Source organism: Bacillus stratosphericus (assembly GCF_020524495.1).
GTDB lineage: Bacteria > Bacillota > Bacilli > Bacillales > Bacillaceae > Bacillus > Bacillus stratosphericus_B.
Map to the genome: position 1 here is coordinate 142,916 of NZ_JAIVLB010000001.1, position 20,365 is coordinate 163,280.

Sequence of the window (20,365 nt, forward strand, 5' to 3'; positions counted from 1 at the left end):
AATTCATAACATCTTTTGTTTCGTTTTATATACGTAAGCTAAAATTTCAGCGATGGCCTTAAAGTATTCTTCCGGCACCCCCTGATCGATGTCGACTTGATCATAGAGAGCGCGTGCGAGCGGCCGGTTCTCTACAGTCATGACATCGTGCTCTTTCGCAATCGTTCTAATTTTCAAAGCCAAAATATCTGTTCCCTTTGCCACAACAAAGGGGGCGTCCATCTTTTCTTCGTCATATTTCAAAGCAATTGAGTAGTGGGTCGGGTTTGTAATGATGACGTCCGCTTTTGGGACTTCCTGCATCATCCGTCTCATGGCCATTTCCCGCTGGCGCTGTTTAATTTTTGATTTTATGAGCGGGTCACCCTCTGATTTTTTATACTCATCTTTGATGTCTTGCTTGGACATCCGTAAGTTTTTTTCATAATCAAATTTCTGATACATGTAATCAAGCCATGCTAAGATCAGAAGAGCCCCTGCTGCATATAACCCCATAATCAAGGTCATATTTGCAACGAAATGGAGCGTTTCCTCCGCTGTTAATAAAGGAAGCCGCAAGATTTCATCAAAGTGCATCCATAGTGCTATAAATGTCGCAAAACCAACAAAACCAATTTTCAAAATGGATTTCAACAGCTCAACGAGTGCTCGAATACTGTATATACGTTTAAATCCTTTAATTGGATCGAGCTTTTCTAATTTCGGTTTGATCACTTCTGTCGAAAAGAGAAACCCAACTTGTAAATAGTTACTGAGCACCCCTGCCAGCATACCAACACCAAGAATCGGCATAAGGAGGAGTCCTGTTTCTTGAAGCAATTCCAAGAATAGTTGATGAATATTAGATGTGCTAATTTTCATTAGCATTTTTGTTGAATAAAAACGTTCAATGAGCGCAATAATACGCTCTTTCATAAAAGGCCCAATAAAAAAGAATGATAAAAAGATTAATAGAAATGAGATGGCTGTATTGACGTCGGTACTTTTGGCAACCTGCCCTTTTTTTCGTGAATCCTGTCTCTTTTTTGGCGTTGCTTTTTCTGTTTTTTGACCTGCGAAAAATTGCAAGTCAAGTCTAAGCTTTGTCATCATGACGAACCACCGACCAATGCTAGGAAATCCCTCATGGTAAGCACAATCGTTTCAAATGTATTTTGGACGACACCAAAGATCACGCCCATACAGATGATGATCATAATAAAACTCACACCCATTTTAATAGGAAGTCCGACAACAAATACGTTTATTTGTGGAACTGTACGTGCCACAATCCCTAATGCGAGATCGACTAAAAACAAACTTGCTACAACAGGTGCTGAGATTTGAAAGGCAATGATGAACATTTGGTTGAAGCTCTTTGAAATAAAGTAGGCAAAGGATTCACTGCCGAAATTCAGCGCGTACTGATCAACTTCAATATATTGAAAGCTGTAATATATACCATCTAGCAACAGGTGATGTGCATTAGTCGCAAGCATCAGCAGCAGTGTGACCGTATAAAAAAATTGCCCCATCAGAGGTGTTTGCGCCCCTGTTTGCGGATCAATAATATTGGCGATCGCAAAACCCATTTGAAAATCAATGAATGAGCCGGCAATTTGAACAGCTGTCACCATGATATATGCAATCAGCCCAAGAAGGAGCCCGACTATTGCTTCTTTCACCGCAAGCATCATATAAAGACCGTCTATGTCAAGTGCTGGCGGTTCTTTAATTGTGCTAAAACTGATGACAGCCAGAAAAAGTGAGAATCCAATTCGGTGAACAGCAGGTATTGTTCTATGCGCTAAAAGCGGTACTGTCACAAAGAAAGCAGTAATTCGAATAAAAACAAGAAGAAAAGCAGGGAATAATTCTATAATTGACATCATTCTTTAACCTGCAAATCGATCTAAATTCGAGAACAGCTCTGTCGTAAAGGACACAATTGTTGAAAGCATCCAAGGACCAAACACAACAAGGCCAATGAGCACTGCAACAATCTTAGGAATAAACGCAAGCGTCTGTTCTTGAATTTGGGTTGTCGCCTGAAACACACTGACAATCAGCCCCACAATTAGCGCGAGCGCTAGAAGCGGCCCGCTAATAAGCAATACAACATATACTGATCTTTCAGCCATCGTAATGACAAATTCTGAACTCATGTTTTAAGCACCTACTCTAAAAGCTTTGCAGCAAAGATTTAACAATCAAGTACCATCCATCGACTAAAACAAATAACAATATTTTAAAAGGGAGCGATATCATAACCGGTGGAAGCATCATCATCCCCATTGACATCAGGACACTTGCAACCACCATGTCAATAATTAAAAATGGAATAAAGATCATGAAACCAATTTGAAATGCCGTCTTTAATTCTGAAATTGCAAAAGCTGGTACCATTGTCGTTAACGGAATATCCTTAATCGATTCAGGTGTATCCATTTTTGCGTAACTAAGAAATAAAGCCAAGTCTTTCTGCCTCGTATGTTTACTCATAAACTCTTTGATTGGCACTTCAGCTTTTTCATACGCTTGATTTAACGTAATGTCATCATTTAAAAGCGGCGTAAGTGCCTCTTTATTAATCTCTGAGAACGTGGGTGCCATAATAAAGAATGTGAGAAACAAAGCAAGTCCAACAAGCACTTGGTTCGGCGGCATTGAGTTGGTTGCAAGTGATGTTCTGACGAACGAGAGAACAATCACGATCCGAGTAAAACATGTCATTAAAATGAGAATGCCTGGTGCAACCGAAAATACGGTCAAAAGTAAAAGAAGACGGACAGACGTGCTAATATTTCCTGCACCGCTGGAATTAAATAAATCGATAAACTCATTCATTTTGTTTCGGGCCTTTCTTTCTGACTTCTGATTGGGTCTTTTTCAATTCGGCTAGCTGCGCCTTTAAATTAGCTGAAAAAGAAGAAGTGGTTGGTTGTTCATGCTTCTTCACCTGCGATGTGAATTTTTGAACGATCTTTGGTAAATCTGTTTTGCTTTCCATCGCTTCTTCATATTGTTTCACAATCGCTTCACATTCTTGTTCATCATCAATTTCTTTTAGAAGCTGAATCGAGTCTGCTACGCCGACAACCAATACTCGTTTGCCCACTTTGATAAGCTGGACCGAACGGTTTTGGCCGACCGTGGTCCCGCCAATATTTTCAACATAGCGGAATGGTTTGAGTAGGCGGTTTTGTTTACCAACAAATCTCACCAATCCATAAATGAGCAGGATGACAAAAAGTAAGGCACCAATCATTTTGACAAAATCCATAATGGAGACAGAAGAAGAGGGAACTTCTTCTGTCGGATTCGTTTGATTGTCAGTGGTTTTCTTTTCTGTATCCTTTTTGCTTTCTTTCTCTCCTTTTAGCCAGTCATTCACTGTGCCGTTTTCAGGATCGTTCGATTCAGCGAGCAGTGACGCAGGCTGAATCATCAAGAAAAGCATAAAACTGATCATTGCTATACATATCAAACATTTTTTCAACAAGTCTTACACCCTTTTTTAGCCCAACGTTTTATTAATTGCTTCAAGTACGCGGTCTGCCTGGAACGGCTTTACGATAAAGTCTTTTGCACCTGCTTGAATGGCATCAATGACCATTGATTGCTGTCCCATCGCAGAGCACATGATGATCTTTGCAGAAGCATCAATTTGTTTAATTTCTTTTAGCGCTGTAATCCCATCCATTTCTGGCATTGTGATATCCATCGTGACAAGATCTGGAGATGTTTCTTTATATTTTTCAACAGCTTGTGTGCCGTTTTCTGCTTCTCCTACTACATCAAATCCGTTTTTTACAAGAATATCCTTGATCATCATTCTCATGAAAGCAGCATCATCTACGATTAATACCTTAGTAGCCATTTACTTATTCTCTCCCTATATGTTTGTTTATGTTAAATTAGAAAGTCTTTCCGACTGACTTAAAATGTCAGTTACACGAACACCAAAGTTCTCATCAATGACAACGACTTCACCTTTGGCGACGATTCGTTTGTTCACCAAAATGTCTACTGGCTCACCCGCAAGTTTGTCCAGTTCAATGATACTTCCAGCTGAAAGCTCAAGTACTTCTTTCACACTGCGCTGCGTTCTTCCAAGTTCCACCGTAATGGAAAGCGGAATATCCATCAGCATTTCAAGATTTCCTAGCTGACTCGTTGTATGCTGAGGCTCATTGAATGCTTCAAATTCAACTGGCGTCACATTTACAGGTTCTGCTGGATTTGGCTTCGCTTGTCTTTTTGGAGGTGCAGCTTGCTGTGCAGGAGCAGACTGTGTTAACGGAGCTGCCTGCTGAGGTTCAGATGCGCTCTGTGGCGTTTCTTGAACTAGTTCTTCTTCTGGTGTCGGATCTGTTAATTCTGCGATCAAATCCTTCGCAAATGTAATAGTGTAAAGCTGCATAATATTTGAATCTATGAGTTCACCTATTTTTAATCTGAAGGATACTTTGACAAGCATTTTTTCAGCTGGAATGCGCTCTGTGCCTTCTCCTTCTTTGAAATCGAGTAATTCGACGCTTGGAGGAGAAATGTCAACCTTTTTGTTAAAGACTGTAGACATAGATGTCGCTGCAGAACCCATCATTTGGTTCATGGCTTCTTGCACTGCACTTAAGTGAATTTCACTTAAAGAAGGGTCAGCATTTGTTCCATCTCCGCCCATCATTAAGTCTGCAATGACTGCCGCATCTGTTTGTTGGATGACGAGCAGGTTACTTGCACTAAAGCCTTCAGTATAATTCACTTCAATAGCGACATACGGATGAGGAAACTCCTCATTCAACTTGCTTTTTTGAATCACTGAGACAGTTGGAGTTGTAATCTCCACTTTTTGATTTAATAGAGTTGAAAGTGCTGTTGCAGAGCTACCAAATGAAATATTTCCGATTTCTCCAATGGCATCTTGCTCCATTGCAGAAAGGACTGTATCAGGCTCTATATCGTCATTGCTGCCTCCTTTAAGGAGCGCATCGATTTCATCTTGTGATAATTTACTTCCATTTTTATCCATATTATTCACCTCTTATGTCGTGATCTAGAATTTGAATCGCCTGTTTCCGATTCATGCGGCCGGCCTGTCCCAAGAATTTCGGTTTATTTCCGACCATAACAGTAAGAGGCGCGTTTACTGGTTTGTCCAAGGCAATACAATCACCAATTTCCAAATTCAAAAACTCTTCCACCGTCATTTCCGATTGTCCAAGCTCTGCGACTACCGGTATTTTGGCCGTCATAATCTGTTTTTCAATGGCCTTCGTTTCTTCTTGTTTCGGTTCATTTCGTTCAGACTGCATCCAGTAGTGTACAGACAGCTTCGGAATGATTGGCTCTAATACAACGTGAGGAATACATAGGTTGATAACCCCGCTCACCTCACCAATCTGTGTATTAAGCGAAATGACGACAACTGTTTCGTTTGGTGACACCATTTGAACAAACTGGGGATTTACCTCAAAATCTGCCATTTCTGGCTCGATGTCGGTTATGGACTGCCACGCTTCTCTGTAATTTTCCAAAGCTCCCTCAAACATGTTTGAGATTATCTTTGTTTCTATTTCTGTAAGTGATTCTGTCTTATTATGACTAATCCCAATCCCGCCCATCAGCCTGTCCATCATGGCATAACCGATTGTTGGGTTCACTTCAAGCATGATTCTTCCTTCAAGCGGGCTAACGTAAAATAAGTTTAATAACGTCATATTAGGAATCGAACGAATAAATTCTTCGTAAGGTACTTGATCAACCGAGCTGACAGAAATTTGAATATATGATCTTAGCTGCGTTGAAAAGTGAGTAGTGAGTAGTCTAGCGAAGTTATCGTGAATCCTTGTTAAACTTCGAATCTGGTCTTTTGAAAAACGCAGTGCACGTTTGAAGTCATACACCTTCACTTTTTTCATCGTTTCTTCTTTTTTCAGCTCTTCTGCATCCATTTCGCCTGTAGATATGGCTGATAATAATGCATCGATCTCATTCTGAGAAAGCACTTCTCCTGACATTTCTTCACCTCCATCGTGTCAATTAATCGCCTCTATTGCAGATTAAAGGAGGTTATATAAACTTCTTTCACCTTGCCATCTTGCAAATAGTTGTTCACTTTATTTTTGACTTGTGTTTTAAATTGTTCTCTACCTTTTTTACCATCAAGTTCCTCAGCATTCGTCTCTGATAAAATGTCAATCACGGCATCTTTTACTTGGAAACTTCTTTTTTCAAGCTCTTCTTTTGCTTTTTCAGAATCCGTTTCAATATTTAGTACAAGTTTGACAGCATTTCCTTCAGATTTTAAATTTGTGATAATCTCAGGAATTTCAACAGAAGCTTTTACGACTTCATCTGCTGTAGGCTCTTTTTCTGCTTTTGCTTTGTCTGACCCATTCAGCAGAAAAAAGACGCCTCCTCCAATTCCGACAATGGCAATAATCATGATTAGCATTACTACGACTAATTTCTTCTTCATTCAAATTCCTCTATTCCTTGATTCAATGAAATGACTTGGATTTTTCTGTAGAAAGAAATAATCTTTTCTTGGAGCTGCTCTTCATCTTCTTTCACAACGATTTTCTTTCCATTGGCTAATGTAATAGTCGTGTCTGGAAAGCTTTCGATTTGCTCGATATGGAGAGCGTTAATCATAAACCCTTTGCCATTTAATCTTGTCACTTCAATCATAATAAGCAGAGAAGCGATAAACTCTCCCCCTACCTCCTATCGTTTCAGATTCACAAGCTCTTGCAGAATTTCATCAGCGGTTGTAATTGTCTTTGCATTCGCTTGGAATCCACGCTGCCCGATGATCATTTCTGTAAACTCGTCTGTTAAATCAACATTTGACATTTCAAGTCTACCTGTTTGAATCACACCAGTTCCTTGTTCACCAGGTACAATAGGATCGCTTGGTGCACCTGAGCTTAACGTTTGTCGGTAAAGATTGTCACCGGCTTTGTCTAACCCTGCTGCGTTACTGAAAGAAACGAGTGATACCTGTCCAACGATTCTCGCTTCATTGTTCTCAACAACCGAAATCGTCCCGTCTGGCCCAACACTTACACTTGAAACACCTTCTGGAATAGTAATTTTTTGACCATCCATTCCAAGCAGGTAGTTTCCATCAGGTGTGACCAAATTTCCTTCTGAATCAGGCTTGAAGTTCCCTGTTCTTGTATAAAGAATTTCTCCTTGCCTTTCGATACGGAAGAAGCCATCACCATTGATGTAGAAATCATACGGGTCATCAGTATTTTGAGCAGAACCTGGTGACATAATTTTGTCAATAGATGATAGAGATGACCCTAAACCTACCTGTTTTGAGTTGATCGAACCAGAATTGTTTGTTGGTCCACCAGCACTTGCAATCGTTTGACTTACCATATCTTTAAAGGTGATACGGCTCTTTTTGTATCCGTGTGTATTAACGTTTGCCACATTATTGGCCACGATATCTAATTTTGTTTGGAAGTTTTTCATTCCGCTAATTCCTGAGTATAGTGAGCGTAACATTTATTTTCCTCCTCGATTTGTTTACGATTTTTCTCCAACAGTTGTAACGTCCCAAGGGCTGATTTTCGTTCCATCCTCTAGATATAAGAAGTATTCATTATCTATGTTTTTCACAGACTTCACAGTGCCCGATATCTCTTTATCATCTTGTTTGCCCTCTACTTCTTTACCAATCCAGCCTACATACGTATTAAAAGGATCTTGGTGTGCAACAAATGTAGACATGACCATATTCAGCTGGGTGATTGATTCGTTCATATTCATTTGCTGCTCTAAAGAAGCAAATGTTGCAAGCTGCGTGACAAACTCACGGTCATCAATTGGGTTTGTCGGATCTTGGTTTTGTAGTTGAGTAAGCAATATTTTCAAGAACTGATCTCGACCGAGCGTGTCATTTTTATTTGCTGCACTTGGAGAAGTGTCCGCTGCTGTGTTTGGTCTAATTGTAGGATCAACGGTTGCCATTAGATCTCCTCCTCTTCATCATCTGACCCAACAAGAGCATCCAGTACATCTTGGAATTCCGCTTCCTGTTTATCAGGCTGCTGAAAACTCTGTCCTTTTGACTGCTGCTTGTCTTGTTCACTAAACTGTCCAAATAACGGCTGTTCATTTGATTGAAGCGGTATATGGAAACGCTCCACTTGAACCGACATATTCGGAAGTGCCTGTTTCAACTGTGGCAGATGCTGCTCTAACAGCTCTTTTGCTGCCTGCGTCGAGGCTGTAATTTTACTCGCATACACACCGTTTTGTTTCGTTAGTTGAATGGTAATAAATCCAAGATTTTCTGGATTTAATCGAACTGTAAAGCGTCCACTTGATTTGCCGAACGGCGTAAACTTCATTTGCTTCCAAGTGTTTAGAATTTGCTGATCAACCGTACCTGGTTTTTCATCAGTTGTTTGCATATGCTGCACAGGAGCAGCTGATTGCAGTTGAAAAAACTGCTTATCACCTTGGAGAAGCGTATGGGTCATTTTTTTTTCAGAAGCAGGTGCAGCTATACTTTGTCCCTTGACGACTTCTTTTTTTGGGAGCCATTCAAGTAATTCAGCACCTTTTGCTTTAGACGAGAGGGAAGATTGCCTTGGAGAGACTAATTCTTTTAACTCTCCTATGGAAATTTTCCACTCTTTGTCTGACCCTTTCGCATTCGCCATCATATGGTGGATTAACTGGTTAAAGTGTTTCAGTTCACTTTGGGACATAGAGTTCAGCTTTGATGCTGATCCCTGCGAGAAGAACTGCTCTTTTACTTGTTGAATGAGCTTCTCATCTGCCCCGTTTTTCCAAAGAAAACGGATGAATTCTTCACCTTTTTCTTGAATATCCTGCACAAGTTTCGCATCAGAGCTGAGCGGTTGTTGGTTAAGCAATTGATATAACAAAAAGTGGACTTGTATGAGCTGTTCACTATGTTCAGCATCTGGTTTATTAGCTTGATCACCATAAATGGTTAATTCCATTTTTTGAAATAACTCTTCAAGTGACTGTAGTTCAGATGCATCGAGCTTTTGACCTTGAAGCATTTGAAGCGCTCCAAGAAGATCTCCATCGATCCCTTCTTCAGGTGATTGCATCCATTTTTCAATGATTTGCATCGCATCGTTGATAGAAAGAGAGAATTCCGCTGGCTGAGAATTGACTTGGCTGCTTTGAGCCCCTGCACCACTAAGCAATTGTTTAAACAAACCGCGTGCAGAAGATGCGCTGCCTCCCTTCAGTCCAGAAAGACTTTGAGAAGATTGCTGTAAGGCTCCAATATCCAATAGCTTCACTTATTGCCCACCCCCATTTTCACTTTCTTCTTTTTTGGCAAGCTCTTTTGTAAACGTTGCTGCCTTCTGAGGTGTTAGTTTTGATAAAATGTCCGTCAGCTTATTTTTACTAAGCTCCTCAAGAATCTCCAAAGCCTCTTCATCACTTAGTTCTGATAGAATCTTGGAAGATTTTCTAGCATCCATACTTTCATAAATGCTGGCAATCTTCCCTTTTAAAGACGCCGCAGTATAAGAGGATGTGCCCGCTGAATTATTGCTTGACGAACTGTTGGATGAACTGCCATTTGCTGACGTATTATCAGTTTCATTCTCAGATGTTTTTTCAAGTGAACGGATTTTTTGATTCAGTCTTTTAATCTCTTCATCACTTGTTTTCAAGTCTTTTTGTGCAATTTCGAGTTTATTCTTTTGCTCTTTAATGGTCTCTTTCAATTGTTTCAGCTCTTCATCACGTTGATCAATATGTGAAGATGGCATTTTTGAGCTGTTATCTGAACCAACCAAGTTACTAATCACTGGAATGTTTTGGAGTGGTCTCTTTAGATCAAAACCTGCCATATAAAGGATTGTGCCTGTCACAATCACAAACACAACCAATGGGATGATCACAATAAACAAAATCCATTGAAATTTACCGTCGCTTGATTCCTTCGTTTTTTCTTTCTGAGGCATTCATCTCGACTCCTAATGTCCTTGAAACATGAATTGGTTGATAGTGATATCATCCATTTCTTTCATTTCAATTGCCTTATGTTCAAGGGAAAACTTTGCAAATTGCTTTTCTTTCATTTTTTCAAACTTTTTAAACTCAATATTTTTTTCAGTTAAATCAGATTGTTTTTCATTCATTTGATGACGTTTCATGATCACAAGTTGCTGATAATGCTGAATGGTGTTATCTAAGTTGGTCACAAATTGCTGGTAATGACGCATTTCTTGGACACTCATCCCACTTCTCAGCTTTTCTTCTTTACTTTTTTCTATCAGCTCTTTTTTACTCATATTTTCATAGAGTTTTTCAGCGGCTTGTTCAAATGCCGATACGGATTGTTGATACGCTGCGAGTGATTTGTCTTTTTCACTTTCTTTCAGTTCTAAGAGTTTTTGAAATTTGTATTGATATCTCACTGTATTTGTCAATCCTCTCTATTCATCAAACTGAGCAATAAACTCACACTTTCTTCTATAGAGATAGCCTCTTCTACATCCTGCTTCAAAAATGAAATCAGATGAGGATAAGCCTGCATGGCCTCATCAATATCTTTAGAGGAGCCTTTTTTATATGCTCCAATGTTAATGAGGTCTTCAGCGTTTTGATAAGTGGATAAAAGCTGACGGAACCAGTTGGCCGCTTCCTTGTGATCATGACTTGCTATATTGTTCATGACACGGCTAATACTTTTCAGAATATTGACAGCGGGAAATTGTCCTTTGTTGGCTAACGCACGATCAAGTACAATGTGGCCATCTAGGATCCCCCTGACTGTATCAGCGATCGGCTCATTCATATCGTCACCATCAACAAGGACTGTGTAAAACGCAGTGATGGAACCAAGCTGATTTGTTCCAGTTCGTTCAAGCAATTTAGGCAGTATAGCGAACACTGAAGGTGTAAATCCTTTTGTAGTTGGCGGTTCGCCAGTTGCAAGACCTATTTCCCTTTGGGCCATGGCGACCCTTGTGACAGAATCCATCATAAACATGACATTTTTCCCTCTGTCTCTGAAGTATTCGGCAATGGCTGTCGCTGTATAGGCTGCTTTTAGTCTCGTCAGTGCGGGCTGGTCAGAGGTTGCGACGACAACTATCGATCGCTTAAGTCCTTCAGCACCTAAATCCTTTTCGATAAACTCACGAACTTCACGGCCACGCTCTCCAACAAGTGCAATAACATTTAGGTCGGCCTCTGTCTGTTTTGCAATCATTCCCATTAGGGTACTTTTCCCAACACCACTTCCAGCAAAAATCCCGATCCTTTGCCCAGTTCCAACTGTGAGCAGACTGTCGATTACTCTGACACCAACGCCCATCTTTTCTCGAATAGGCGGCCTGTCCATCGGGTTTGGGGGAGATTGATCTGTCGAAACAGGTGCAAGTCCTTTTGGAAGTATACTGCCGTCCAGCGGGTCTCCAAACGCATCAATGACTTCACCAATTAAACCAGTCCCTACTTTGACCTTTAACGACTCACCTGTCGCTTCAACAAGACTGCCTGGCGAAATTTTAGATGCTTCAACATAAGGCATAAGCAGAATGTTTTCTTCTCTAAAACCAACGACCTCTGCTTTAATCGGATGATGTTTACTGCCCTTTTTATGAATGAGGCACACATCTCCGATAGAACTCTCTGGCCCCTTGGACTCGATCATCAGCCCAACAACTCGATTGACTTTACCAAATCGTTTGTAAGGATCGGCTGTTTCAATCGTTTCTTTTAACACATCCAAGTTCATTTGTGATCACCTGAATCAATCACTTCTAATAATTTTTCTTTTAACTGATTCATTTGTGTATCAACACTCGCTTCCACTTTTCCAAAGCTTGTTTCTACGTAACAAGTACCTTTTGGCGCTTTTTCATCCAAATAAAAGGCAAGATGTGTATCCTTTTGAATGATTCTAATCAATTCATCTTTATATGCCATGACATGCTCGTAATGTTCAGGATCGACATAGATGGAAATATCGTCATATTCTTTCACTTCTGAAATAACCTGCTTCACAAGAGTCAAAAATTGATCTTTTGTATCCTCAGCTGCATACCAAACTCGTTTAGCGAGTTCAAAGGCCAGTTCCACAATCTCTTCAGCAGAGCTTTCAATTTTTGCTTCATAGTCCTGCTTCGCAAGGCTGACAATTTCATTCGCTTGATTAAGAATAGATTGGTACTGCACATTCGCATCTGCTTCCCCCTTTTGGAAGCCTTCTTGATAGCCTGTTTGTTTCGCATCTTCAATGAGCTGGATTCTTTCTGCTTCAAAATCGGCTCGTCGCTGATCGATTTCAGCCATTGTTTGTTCTAACTCACTGTTTGCTTGTTCTAAAATACGGATTGCTTGATCTTCTGCATCACTTAGCATAAGCTGTGATGCTTCTGTTTCATTGAACAGCTCTTCTTTATGATGTTCTCTTTTGAACTCTACTTGCTGTAAAGGAATCGTTTGCCGTCCTTGTTCAGGAATAACAGATGTTTCATGTTTGATAATCCTAGACAATAATATCGTCTCCTCCGCCTCGAGCTATGACGATTTCTCCAGCTTCCTCGAGTCGTCTCACGATGCTGACAATACGGGTTTGCGCTTCCTCGACATCTCTAAGCCGGACAGGTCCCATAAACTCCATTTCTTCTTTGAATGTTTCGACCATCCGCTGAGACATATTACGGAAGACAATTTCTTTGACCTCTTCGCTAGCCACTTTGAGAGCGAGCAATAAGTCATCATTTTCAACATCTCTGATCACGCGCTGAATCGCTCTGCTATCAAGAGTAACAATATCCTCAAAGACAAACATACGTTTCTTAATTTCATCAGCTAGCTCAGGGTCTTGAATTTCAAGTGTGTCTAAAATGGTCTTCTCCGTCGCACGGTCTACACCATTTAACACTTCCACCACCGCTTCGATCCCACCCGTTTGGGTATAGTCTTGCGTAAACGTTGAAGAAAGCTTTTGTTCAAGAATGCGTTCCACCTCATTGATGATCTCTGGAGATGTGCGGTCCATTAAAGCAATTCGTCTCGCAACCTCTGTTTGGACTTCCTCACTCAACTCAGATAAGATTTGACCAGCCTGTACTGGATCTAAGTAGGAAAGAATGAGCGCAATGGTTTGTGGATGCTCATGCTGAATAAAGTTTAAAATTTGCTCTGAATCAGCTTTTCTTGCAAAATCAAATGGTTTTACTTGCAGCGAGGATGTCAATCGGTTTAAGATGCTTTCCGCTTTGTCCTCACCGAGTGCTTTTTCAAGTACTTGTCTTGCGTACATAAGACCGCCTTGTGATATGTAGTCCTGCGCGATGGCAATATTGTGAAACTCTTCGATGATTTCATCTTTTTTAGCAGTATCTACACTTCTTACATTGGAAATTTCTAATGTTAATTTTTCTATTTCGTCTTCAGACAGATGTTTGTATACAGAAGCTGACACGTCTAGTCCTAAGGAAATCATTAGGATTGCTGCTTTTTGTCTGCCTGTTAGTCGATTTGGATCTTTTCTCGACATGTGTATTCCTCCTAATCCTCGGACAGCCAGCTGCGTAGCAATTTAGCAAAGTCTTCTGGTTTTTCTTTTGCCATTTTTTCAAGCTGATTTTTTCTCACCATTTCTTCTGTTTCTGGCTCAGTATCGATATCAGGAACATGGATTGGTGTACGTTCATCAAGCTCAAACTCTTCTTCCTCTTCTTCCTCTTCTTTTCTGCGATTACGCACAAGAAGAATAATGAGAGCGATAATTGCAAGTAGTAGCCCACCGCCTACAATATAAACCCAGATCGGAATATTGTTCGAAGGGTTTTCTGTTGTAGTTTGCTGTTTACCATCTAATTTTGATACAGATAGAACGATTTTGTTATCTAAGTCAGCTTGAGTGAGTGCTTGACCATTTGTGTACTCTTTGTCAATTGATGTGCTAATAATTGTTGAAAGAATCTTTTTGATATCATCTTGCCTTTCAGCTGTTAGAGAATTCACATCGTTTGCAGTTGGTGGTTCAACCAATGCCTGAATGCCAATGTCTCTCACTTTATAAGGACTTTCTTTGATATCTTTATGGATGCGGTTTACCTCATAATTGATGCGATCTTCGCTCTTTTCGTAATCTCCGCTTTCATTGGCTCCATCTGCGCCTTGATAATTTGTCACATCATCGGCGCCTGTTCCAGCTGTGCCTCCAGCTGCTGCACCATTCCCTGAATAGGTTTCAGCAATTTTTTCAGCACTGACAGCGATGCCTTGCATGTTTTCTTTATCAACTGGTTCTACAAGGTCTTCTTTTCTTTTTTCTTCAGTAAAATCAATGTCTGTTGTGACCGATACGGCGACCTTATCTTGACCCATCATGGTTCCAAGCAGCTGTTGAATTTTTCTTTGAAGGTTCTTTTCAATTTCTTCTTTTTTCTGCTGCTGTGCATCCATTCCACTTGCATAGGTATCAGAGCTACTGTTTAAGTCGTAGTAGTTGGAATCTTGGTCCATAATGACGATGTTTTCTGTTTTTAAATTTGGCACACTTTTTGAAATAAGATGATAAAGGCCTTTTACTTGTTGCTGAGTAAGCGTGTAGCCAGGCTGAACTTGCAACACAATTGATGTTGATGCATTACTTTGCTCTTCCCCAACAAAAACGGAATCTTTTGGCAGGTTAATCATAACCTTTGAATCTTTAATCCCGTCAATCGTGTTGATCAGATTAGATAGTTCTGTCTGAGTTGCGTCTACTTTCAGAACATCAAATTCATTATCTGTTAAACCGAAGCCGGAATTATTCGCAAAGAAGGAATAATCAATATTTCCTGTCTTAGGGAGTCCCTCTGATGCGAGTTGTACTTTTAAAGAGTCTGCTTGCTTTTCCGGAACTAAAATAGTCGTTCCATTATTTGCAAGTTCGGATTTAACGTTTTTGCCATCCAGTTCCTGTTTAATTTGCCCTGCTTCTGCCTCAGACAAATCTCTAAACAACGGAACCATTTTTTCAGAAGAAGCAAAGATGCTAACAACCGTAATAATGATTGCTAGGGCAGCAACGCCGCCAATCATGAGTATTTTTTGTAATTTTGATCGATTTCGCCAAAACTCAACTGTTTTTGTTCTTAATTGCATTAAAGTACGATTCATCTTAACCCCCGGTCATTCCATTCAGTCTTTTTTTGTCCGCCAGCACCTCCTACATCTGCATTCTCATAATCTCTTGGTACGCTTCGACTGCTTTATTTCGAAACTCCGTCGCAGCTGTGAGTGTCACACTCGCTTTTTGTGAAGCAATCATGACTTCCTCCAGATTGACATCTTTTCCTTGTGCAAGAGCATTAGTATACTGGTCTGATTTCAGCTGTGATTGATTTAATGCCTCAATGGAATTCTTCAGCACATCAGAGAAATCCGTTTGACTTTTAGGTGCAGCCGCCTGCAGTGGCGATGCATTCGTCAATTCATTTGCTTGCTGTGTGGTTTGAAGCTGGAAAGGAGATATTGCGTTAACCAATTCTTTTCACCTTACTTTCCTATTTCTAAAGCTTTCATCAGTATGCTTTTATTCGCATTTAGTGCCGTCACGTTTGCTTCATATGACCTTGAGCTGCTGATGAGATCAACCATTTCCTTTAATGGATCAACATTTGGTGTTTGAACAAATCCATTTTCATTGGCATCGGGATTTGTAGGATCATATTGAAGGTTGAATGGAGTTTCGTCTTCTGTAATTTTCGTTACTTTGACACCGTTTCCTAATTTGCCGCTCGAATTCATGCTTGATTTCAATATAGATGAAAATGATTCACCTGACGGCTGTAATGTGACGAGCTTACGTCTATAAGGTTCCCAGTTGCCATCAACCTGTTTAGCTCTTGTTGTATCCATATTAGCAAGATTCGAGGATACAACGTCCATTCTGAGCCTCTGTGCTGTTAATGCTGAGGCCGAAGCGTTAACGCCTGAAAAAATCGACATCACTTACCTCCTGTCAAAACTGTTTTAAGAGAATTGAACTTTCCGCTCATTCTTTCCACCAACGCATTATACTGAATTTGGTTTTTAGCGAGTTCACTCATCTCTTGATCAATATCGACATTATTTCCGTTTTCTTGATAAGAAGTGCGGTTACTCGAAATAACTGAATAATTAGACCTTGTTTTCGAAAAATCAATGTGACCTTGGTATGTTTTTTTAGCATCTAATTTGCTTGATGCATCATTTAGCATCTCATGAAATGCTACGTTTTTTGCCTTGTAGTTCGGTGTGTCTATATTGGCGATATTATTGCTTATGACTTTTTGCTTAACATTCGCTCTGCCCAAGGCATTCTCAAGGTTGTTTATCGTTCCAGAAAATATATCCAATACCATATACCTCCAATCATATGTATTTCATTCCATTTAATCATGTCGAGATTTGTAAAACCATATGTTCATTGTAAGAAATAATAGGATTAAAGTCTATGATGTATATGTAAAAAAAACTCGTAATATATATCTATTTTATGAGTAGGCTTAAAGACCTAGATTCAAAGCACTACAGAATTGTAAGGTGTTTCTTAAAAAAAGAGTGTCATTTTTCGGACAAATCCCCTTTTTTTAGATAAAAAACCCCTTTTCAGCATTTTTTAGCCGAAAAGGGGTTTTTGCTTAATGAGACTTTAAGTTTTCAAGTTCAATTAAAAATTTGTTGTTTAACACTTTGATATACGTTCCCTTCATTCCAAGAGAACGAGATTCGATCACACCTGCGCTTTCTAGTTTACGCAAGGCGTTTACGATCACTGAACGGGTGATGCCTACACGGTCAGCAATTTTACTTGCCACAAGCAGCCCTTCGTTTCCATCAAGTTCTTCAAAGATGTGCTCAATCGCTTCAAGCTCACTATATGAAAGAGAACTAATGGCCATTTGGACAACCGCTTTACTTCTTGCTTCTTCTTCGATTTCTTCCGCTTTCTCGCGAAGGATCTCCATTCCAACAACTGTTGCTCCGTACTCAGCAAGAATTAAATCATCATCTGTGAATGTATCCTCCAAACGAGACAGGATTAACGTTCCTAAACGATCCCCGCCTCCGATGATTGGAACAATCGTTGTTAAACCTGATTGGAATAAATCACGATTCTCAATCGGGAAAGCTGTATATTCACTGTTGATGTCAAGGTTTGAAGAAGTTTCAGGGACATTGAATAGACTCTTTGTATATTCTTCAGGGAATTGACGATCTTCAAGCATTTTTTTCATACGTGCATTTTCAATATGTTGATTAATGGAGTAGCCAAGAAGTTTACCTCTTCTACTTAATACGAAAATGTTTGAGTCAATGACATCTCTCAGTGTTTCTGCCATTTCTTTAAAATTAACCGGTTTCCCCGCTGCATCTTGCAGCATTGAGTTAATAATCCTTGTTTTTTGTAGTAAAGCCATAATAATGATCCTCCTAGATTACTTTATTCATTTGTTAAAGTATAAATTGACTTAAGTCTTTGTTATTTGCAATCTTTCCTAGCTTCTCTTCTACATACTGAGGGGTAATGGTCACTGTTTCCATTGTAATATCGGACGCCTCAAATGAAAGCTCTTCAAGCAGCTTTTCAAGTATGGTATGAAGCCTTCTTGCACCGATGTTATCCGTCTCCTGATTGACATGATATGCCACTTCGGCAATCTTATGAATAGCATCGTCAGAAAATTCAAGAGATATACCTTCCGTTTCAAGTAAAGCCTTATATTGCTTTAATAACGCATTATCTGGTTCCGTTAAGATTTTCACAAAGTCTTCTATACTTAATTTATCTAATTCTACACGGATTGGGAAGCGCCCCTGAAGCTCCGGAATCAAATCTGAGGGTTTCGCCATATGAAATGCACCTGCTGCTACAAAAAGCACATGATCCGTTTTCACTGACCCATATTTCGTCATCACAGTTGAACCTTCTACAATCGGTAAAATATCGCGCTGTACCCCTTCACGAGAAACATCTGCGGATGATGCTCCACCACTTTTGGCAATTTTATCGATTTCATCGATAAAAATAATCCCTTGCTGCTCTGCTTTTTGGACAGCTTCCTGACTGACTTCATCCATATCAATCAGTTTTGACGCTTCCTCAGCAGTTAACGCCTTTCTTGCTTCTCTGACGGTCAGCTTTCTGCGTTTTTTCTTTTTAGGCATGAGATTGCTGAGCGCATCCTGCATGTTTATACCCATTTGCTCCATACCCGAGCCTTGAAGCATATCAAACATGGAAGGTTGCTGCTCTTCCACTTCTATCGTGACGTCATGGTCTTCAAGTTCGCCCATAGCCAGCTGGTGTGCAATACGTTTTCTTGTCGATTCAAGCTCTACTTCTTCATTTGAGTCATCTTGATCACGGTCATCTGCATCAGAACTGCCAAACAGCATCTCAAATGGATTTTTCACAGACTGGCTTTTTTTCCTACCAGGGACCAGTAAATGAACAAGACGTTTGTTCGCTTGTCTCTCTGCTTCTTCTTGAACATCTTTCATCTTTTCTTCTTTGACAAGTCTGATCGCTGTCTCAACTAAATCTCTGACCATCGATTCTACGTCACGACCGACATATCCGACTTCAGTAAACTTCGTCGCTTCCACCTTAATAAAAGGCGCTCCAGAAAGTCGTGCAATTCTGCGGGCAATTTCTGTTTTTCCCACACCTGTTGGGCCAATCATTAAAATGTTTTTAGGAACGACTTCATCCTTTAGCTTATCATGTAAAAGACTTCTTCTGTAACGGTTTCGTAAAGCCACCGCCACTGCTTTTTTCGCATCAAGCTGACCAATGATGTATTGATCAAGCTTTTCAACTATCTCTCTTGGGGTGAACGGCTTTTTCTCCATACGTCTCATGTCCTTTCTATTCAAGCTCTTCTAAAGTGATTTGATCGTTCGTGTAGACACAGATTTCTCCGGCCGTTTCAAGAGCAGCCTTTGCAATCTCTCTAGCTGAGAGGTGATCACCTGCATGTTTCTTGAGTGCTCTCCCGGCGCTAAGTGCATAGTTTCCGCCTGAACCGATGGCCAAAATGCCATCATCTGGCTCGATGACCTCTCCTGTTCCAGATACGAGCAAGATGCTTTCTTTGTTCATGACAATGAGCATTGCCTCAAGCTGTCTGAGCATTTTGTCACTTCGCCATTCTTTCGCCAGTTCTACAGCTGCTCGCTTTAAATTACCACCATATTCTTCAAGCTTTGTTTCAAACTTTTCAAAGAGTGTAAATGCATCTGCTACGGATCCTGCAAACCCTGCCAGTACCTTGCCTCCGAAAAGACGACGTACTTTTTTTGCTGTGTGTTTCATCACGACTGCCTGCCCGAAAGTGACTTGACCGTCGCCAGCCATTGCACTTTTTCCTTTATGTTGAACGGAAAAGATGGTTGTTGCATGAAATGATGACATTAAAAAACCTCCTTTTAGGATCGTTTAAAAGCCCTTGGGTGATGAGACATGTACGTTTTTCTTAAAGAATCTTTTGATACATGTGTATACACCTGTGTTGATGATAAATTTGAATGCCCCAGAAGTTCTTGAACACTTCTCAAATCCGCCCCCTCGTTTAAGAGGTGTGTGGCAAAGGTGTGCCTTAACATGTGAGGATGGATATGTAATGTGACTGACGTCTTTTTCATTAATTCAGTTAGAATGAATCGAACGCCTCGATCTGTAAGAGGAGCTCCTCGCTGATTTAAAAACACATGCGTCTCAGCACGGTTTTTCCCCTTAGCTATCAGCTTCTGCCTTCCATCGTCTAAATAAGGGGCCAGTGCTTCATGTGCGTAAGACCCGAAAGGAACATACCGCTGTTTGCTACCTTTCCCATGAACAAGCACTGTATCCATCGATAAATCAAGATCAGATTCTTTTAATGAACATAACTCACTGACCCTCATACCTGTTGCATAAAGAAGTTCTAAAATGGCTTGATTTCTTTGTCCAAGCGTTGTGCTTAAATCAGAAACTGTAAAAAGCTCTTTTAGTTCCTCTTCATACAAAAATGAAGGAATTCGCTTATCTTGCTTTGGTAAGCTAACGAGTAAAAAAGGATTTTCTTTCACAAGCTGTTCTCTTAATAAAAATTTATAAAAGCTGCGAAGCGCAGAGATTTTCTTACTAATCGTTCTTCTTGTAAGGCCTTTTTCATAAGCTTCTGTTAAATAAATTCTCGTATCTTGATAGGATACCTCTTTAAAACCGTTTATTCCTTGAATGTTCATAAATCTGACAAACTCTTCAATGGCTTCTGTATATCCGGAGATGGTTAAAGCTGAATAGTTTTTTTCAATTTGTAAATATTCAATGAATAAGTGGACAAGACGCTGTTTATTCGTCATTTTTACACCTCTTTAAGGCTTTTAAATGGTA

26 protein-coding genes are annotated in these 20,365 nt (G+C 40.1%); all 26 read right to left on the reverse strand.

The genetic code is table 11. The annotated features are described in order from the left end of the window. Positions 1-3 precede the first annotated feature (3 nt). The 26 genes from flhB to xerC all read right to left on the reverse strand — a co-directional run bounded on the left by flhB (position 4) and on the right by xerC (position 20,334). Positions 4-1,092 (reverse strand): flagellar biosynthesis protein FlhB, encoded by a 1,089-nt coding sequence (flhB, locus tag LC033_RS00770; RefSeq protein WP_226566397.1) that lies wholly within the window; start codon positions 1,090-1,092, stop codon positions 4-6. Beyond that, positions 1,089-1,871: a flagellar biosynthetic protein FliR gene (gene fliR, locus LC033_RS00775; RefSeq protein WP_226566398.1), complete on the reverse strand. Its 783-nt coding sequence runs from the start codon at positions 1,869-1,871 to the stop codon at positions 1,089-1,091. The genes flhB and fliR overlap by 4 nt, the downstream gene beginning before the upstream one ends. A 3-nt stretch (positions 1,872-1,874) precedes the next feature. Continuing rightward, positions 1,875-2,144 (reverse strand): flagellar biosynthesis protein FliQ, encoded by a 270-nt coding sequence (gene fliQ / locus LC033_RS00780; protein WP_099680563.1) that lies wholly within the window; start codon positions 2,142-2,144, stop codon positions 1,875-1,877. Between the two features lie 16 nt (positions 2,145-2,160). Continuing rightward, entirely contained in the window at positions 2,161-2,826 is a 666-nt protein-coding gene (gene fliP, locus LC033_RS00785; RefSeq protein WP_226566399.1) for a flagellar type III secretion system pore protein FliP, read from the reverse strand. Beyond that, a complete protein-coding gene (gene fliZ / locus LC033_RS00790; RefSeq protein ID WP_226566400.1) occupies positions 2,819-3,478 on the reverse strand; it encodes a flagella biosynthesis regulatory protein FliZ in 660 nt (219 codons plus the stop codon). The genes fliP and fliZ overlap by 8 nt, the downstream gene beginning before the upstream one ends. An 18-nt stretch (positions 3,479-3,496) precedes the next feature. Further along, a complete protein-coding gene (cheY, locus tag LC033_RS00795) occupies positions 3,497-3,859 on the reverse strand; it encodes a chemotaxis protein CheY (protein ID WP_226566401.1) in 363 nt (120 codons plus the stop codon). Between the two features lie 27 nt (positions 3,860-3,886). Next, complete coding sequence (fliY, locus tag LC033_RS00800) at positions 3,887-5,011, reverse strand: flagellar motor switch phosphatase FliY (protein WP_226566402.1); 1,125 nt, start codon at positions 5,009-5,011, stop codon at positions 3,887-3,889. A gap of 1 nt (position 5,012) precedes the next feature. Next, positions 5,013-5,999, reverse strand: a complete 987-nt coding sequence (gene fliM / locus LC033_RS00805; protein ID WP_226566403.1) for a flagellar motor switch protein FliM — start codon at positions 5,997-5,999, stop codon at positions 5,013-5,015. 32 nt (positions 6,000-6,031) lie between these two features. After that, complete coding sequence (gene fliL / locus LC033_RS00810; protein ID WP_226566404.1) at positions 6,032-6,460, reverse strand: flagellar basal body-associated protein FliL; 429 nt, start codon at positions 6,458-6,460, stop codon at positions 6,032-6,034. Beyond that, positions 6,457-6,672 carry a swarming motility protein SwrD gene (swrD, locus tag LC033_RS00815; protein WP_226566405.1) on the reverse strand — a complete coding sequence of 72 codons (216 nt, stop codon included), beginning with the start codon at positions 6,670-6,672 and terminating at the stop codon, positions 6,457-6,459. Before swrD ends, fliL begins: the two co-directional genes overlap by 4 nt. Before the next feature lie 36 nt (positions 6,673-6,708). Continuing rightward, positions 6,709-7,500 (reverse strand): flagellar basal body rod protein FlgG, encoded by a 792-nt coding sequence (flgG, locus tag LC033_RS00820; protein ID WP_226566406.1) that lies wholly within the window; start codon positions 7,498-7,500, stop codon positions 6,709-6,711. Positions 7,501-7,521: 21 nt separating this feature from the next. Next, positions 7,522-7,965 (reverse strand): flagellar hook assembly protein FlgD, encoded by a 444-nt coding sequence (gene flgD, locus LC033_RS00825; RefSeq protein WP_226566407.1) that lies wholly within the window; start codon positions 7,963-7,965, stop codon positions 7,522-7,524. Beyond that, entirely contained in the window at positions 7,965-9,281 is a 1,317-nt protein-coding gene (locus LC033_RS00830; protein ID WP_226566408.1) for a flagellar hook-length control protein FliK, read from the reverse strand. Before LC033_RS00830 ends, flgD begins: the two co-directional genes overlap by 1 nt. Beyond that, on the reverse strand, positions 9,282-9,956 hold the full coding sequence (locus LC033_RS00835) for a MotE family protein (RefSeq protein ID WP_226566409.1): 675 nt from the start codon (positions 9,954-9,956) through the stop codon (positions 9,282-9,284). 12 nt (positions 9,957-9,968) lie between these two features. Next, positions 9,969-10,412 (reverse strand): flagellar export protein FliJ, encoded by a 444-nt coding sequence (gene fliJ / locus LC033_RS00840; RefSeq protein ID WP_226566441.1) that lies wholly within the window; start codon positions 10,410-10,412, stop codon positions 9,969-9,971. An 8-nt stretch (positions 10,413-10,420) separates the two neighbouring features. Further along, the gene (gene fliI, locus LC033_RS00845; protein ID WP_226566410.1) at positions 10,421-11,737 is read right to left on the reverse strand and encodes a flagellar protein export ATPase FliI; all 1,317 of its coding nucleotides are present in this window, start codon (positions 11,735-11,737) and stop codon (positions 10,421-10,423) included. Continuing rightward, a complete protein-coding gene (fliH, locus tag LC033_RS00850; protein WP_226566411.1) occupies positions 11,734-12,498 on the reverse strand; it encodes a flagellar assembly protein FliH in 765 nt (254 codons plus the stop codon). Before fliH ends, fliI begins: the two co-directional genes overlap by 4 nt. After that, the gene (fliG, locus tag LC033_RS00855; protein WP_226566412.1) at positions 12,491-13,507 is read right to left on the reverse strand and encodes a flagellar motor switch protein FliG; all 1,017 of its coding nucleotides are present in this window, start codon (positions 13,505-13,507) and stop codon (positions 12,491-12,493) included. The genes fliH and fliG overlap by 8 nt, the downstream gene beginning before the upstream one ends. An 11-nt stretch (positions 13,508-13,518) precedes the next feature. Then, a complete protein-coding gene (gene fliF, locus LC033_RS00860; RefSeq protein ID WP_226566413.1) occupies positions 13,519-15,120 on the reverse strand; it encodes a flagellar basal-body MS-ring/collar protein FliF in 1,602 nt (533 codons plus the stop codon). 49 nt (positions 15,121-15,169) lie between these two features. Next, positions 15,170-15,487 carry a flagellar hook-basal body complex protein FliE gene (gene fliE / locus LC033_RS00865; protein ID WP_226566414.1) on the reverse strand — a complete coding sequence of 106 codons (318 nt, stop codon included), beginning with the start codon at positions 15,485-15,487 and terminating at the stop codon, positions 15,170-15,172. An 11-nt stretch (positions 15,488-15,498) separates the two neighbouring features. Continuing rightward, positions 15,499-15,951 (reverse strand): flagellar basal body rod protein FlgC, encoded by a 453-nt coding sequence (flgC, locus tag LC033_RS00870; protein ID WP_226566415.1) that lies wholly within the window; start codon positions 15,949-15,951, stop codon positions 15,499-15,501. Next, on the reverse strand, positions 15,951-16,340 hold the full coding sequence (flgB, locus tag LC033_RS00875; protein WP_226566416.1) for a flagellar basal body rod protein FlgB: 390 nt from the start codon (positions 16,338-16,340) through the stop codon (positions 15,951-15,953). The genes flgC and flgB overlap by 1 nt, the downstream gene beginning before the upstream one ends. A 285-nt stretch (positions 16,341-16,625) precedes the next feature. Beyond that, the gene (gene codY / locus LC033_RS00880) at positions 16,626-17,405 is read right to left on the reverse strand and encodes a GTP-sensing pleiotropic transcriptional regulator CodY (RefSeq protein WP_226566417.1); all 780 of its coding nucleotides are present in this window, start codon (positions 17,403-17,405) and stop codon (positions 16,626-16,628) included. 34 nt (positions 17,406-17,439) lie between these two features. Next, positions 17,440-18,840 (reverse strand): ATP-dependent protease ATPase subunit HslU, encoded by a 1,401-nt coding sequence (gene hslU / locus LC033_RS00885; RefSeq protein WP_226566418.1) that lies wholly within the window; start codon positions 18,838-18,840, stop codon positions 17,440-17,442. Between the two features lie 16 nt (positions 18,841-18,856). Beyond that, the gene (gene hslV / locus LC033_RS00890) at positions 18,857-19,402 is read right to left on the reverse strand and encodes an ATP-dependent protease subunit HslV (RefSeq protein ID WP_226566419.1); all 546 of its coding nucleotides are present in this window, start codon (positions 19,400-19,402) and stop codon (positions 18,857-18,859) included. 14 nt (positions 19,403-19,416) lie between these two features. Beyond that, positions 19,417-20,334 (reverse strand): tyrosine recombinase XerC, encoded by a 918-nt coding sequence (gene xerC / locus LC033_RS00895; protein WP_226566420.1) that lies wholly within the window; start codon positions 20,332-20,334, stop codon positions 19,417-19,419. Positions 20,335-20,365: the final 31 nt, after the last annotated feature.

What these genes read in the sequence shown, in the direction of transcription:
- flhB (WP_226566397.1), bottom strand. Translation starts at nt 1,092, where the DNA reads ATGATGACAAAGCTTAGACTTGACTTGCAATTTTTCGCAGGTCAAAAA.
- fliR (WP_226566398.1), bottom strand. Translation starts at nt 1,871, where the DNA reads ATGATGTCAATTATAGAATTATTCCCTGCTTTTCTTCTTGTTTTTATT.
- fliQ (WP_099680563.1), bottom strand. Translation starts at nt 2,144, where the DNA reads ATGAGTTCAGAATTTGTCATTACGATGGCTGAAAGATCAGTATATGTT.
- fliP (WP_226566399.1), bottom strand. Translation starts at nt 2,826, where the DNA reads ATGAATGAGTTTATCGATTTATTTAATTCCAGCGGTGCAGGAAATATT.
- cheY (WP_226566401.1), bottom strand. Translation starts at nt 3,859, where the DNA reads ATGGCTACTAAGGTATTAATCGTAGATGATGCTGCTTTCATGAGAATG.
- fliY (WP_226566402.1), bottom strand. Translation starts at nt 5,011, where the DNA reads ATGGATAAAAATGGAAGTAAATTATCACAAGATGAAATCGATGCGCTC.
- fliM (WP_226566403.1), bottom strand. Translation starts at nt 5,999, where the DNA reads ATGTCAGGAGAAGTGCTTTCTCAGAATGAGATCGATGCATTATTATCA.
- fliL (WP_226566404.1), bottom strand. Translation starts at nt 6,460, where the DNA reads ATGAAGAAGAAATTAGTCGTAGTAATGCTAATCATGATTATTGCCATT.
- swrD (WP_226566405.1), bottom strand. Translation starts at nt 6,672, where the DNA reads ATGATTGAAGTGACAAGATTAAATGGCAAAGGGTTTATGATTAACGCT.
- flgG (WP_226566406.1), bottom strand. Translation starts at nt 7,500, where the DNA reads ATGTTACGCTCACTATACTCAGGAATTAGCGGAATGAAAAACTTCCAA.
- flgD (WP_226566407.1), bottom strand. Translation starts at nt 7,965, where the DNA reads ATGGCAACCGTTGATCCTACAATTAGACCAAACACAGCAGCGGACACT.
- LC033_RS00835 (WP_226566409.1), bottom strand. Translation starts at nt 9,956, where the DNA reads ATGCCTCAGAAAGAAAAAACGAAGGAATCAAGCGACGGTAAATTTCAA.
- fliI (WP_226566410.1), bottom strand. Translation starts at nt 11,737, where the DNA reads ATGAACTTGGATGTGTTAAAAGAAACGATTGAAACAGCCGATCCTTAC.
- fliG (WP_226566412.1), bottom strand. Translation starts at nt 13,507, where the DNA reads ATGTCGAGAAAAGATCCAAATCGACTAACAGGCAGACAAAAAGCAGCA.
- fliF (WP_226566413.1), bottom strand. Translation starts at nt 15,120, where the DNA reads ATGAATCGTACTTTAATGCAATTAAGAACAAAAACAGTTGAGTTTTGG.
- flgC (WP_226566415.1), bottom strand. Translation starts at nt 15,951, where the DNA reads ATGTCGATTTTTTCAGGCGTTAACGCTTCGGCCTCAGCATTAACAGCA.
- codY (WP_226566417.1), bottom strand. Translation starts at nt 17,405, where the DNA reads ATGGCTTTACTACAAAAAACAAGGATTATTAACTCAATGCTGCAAGAT.
- hslU (WP_226566418.1), bottom strand. Translation starts at nt 18,840, where the DNA reads ATGGAGAAAAAGCCGTTCACCCCAAGAGAGATAGTTGAAAAGCTTGAT.
- hslV (WP_226566419.1), bottom strand. Translation starts at nt 19,402, where the DNA reads ATGTCATCATTTCATGCAACAACCATCTTTTCCGTTCAACATAAAGGA.
- xerC (WP_226566420.1), bottom strand. Translation starts at nt 20,334, where the DNA reads ATGACGAATAAACAGCGTCTTGTCCACTTATTCATTGAATATTTACAA.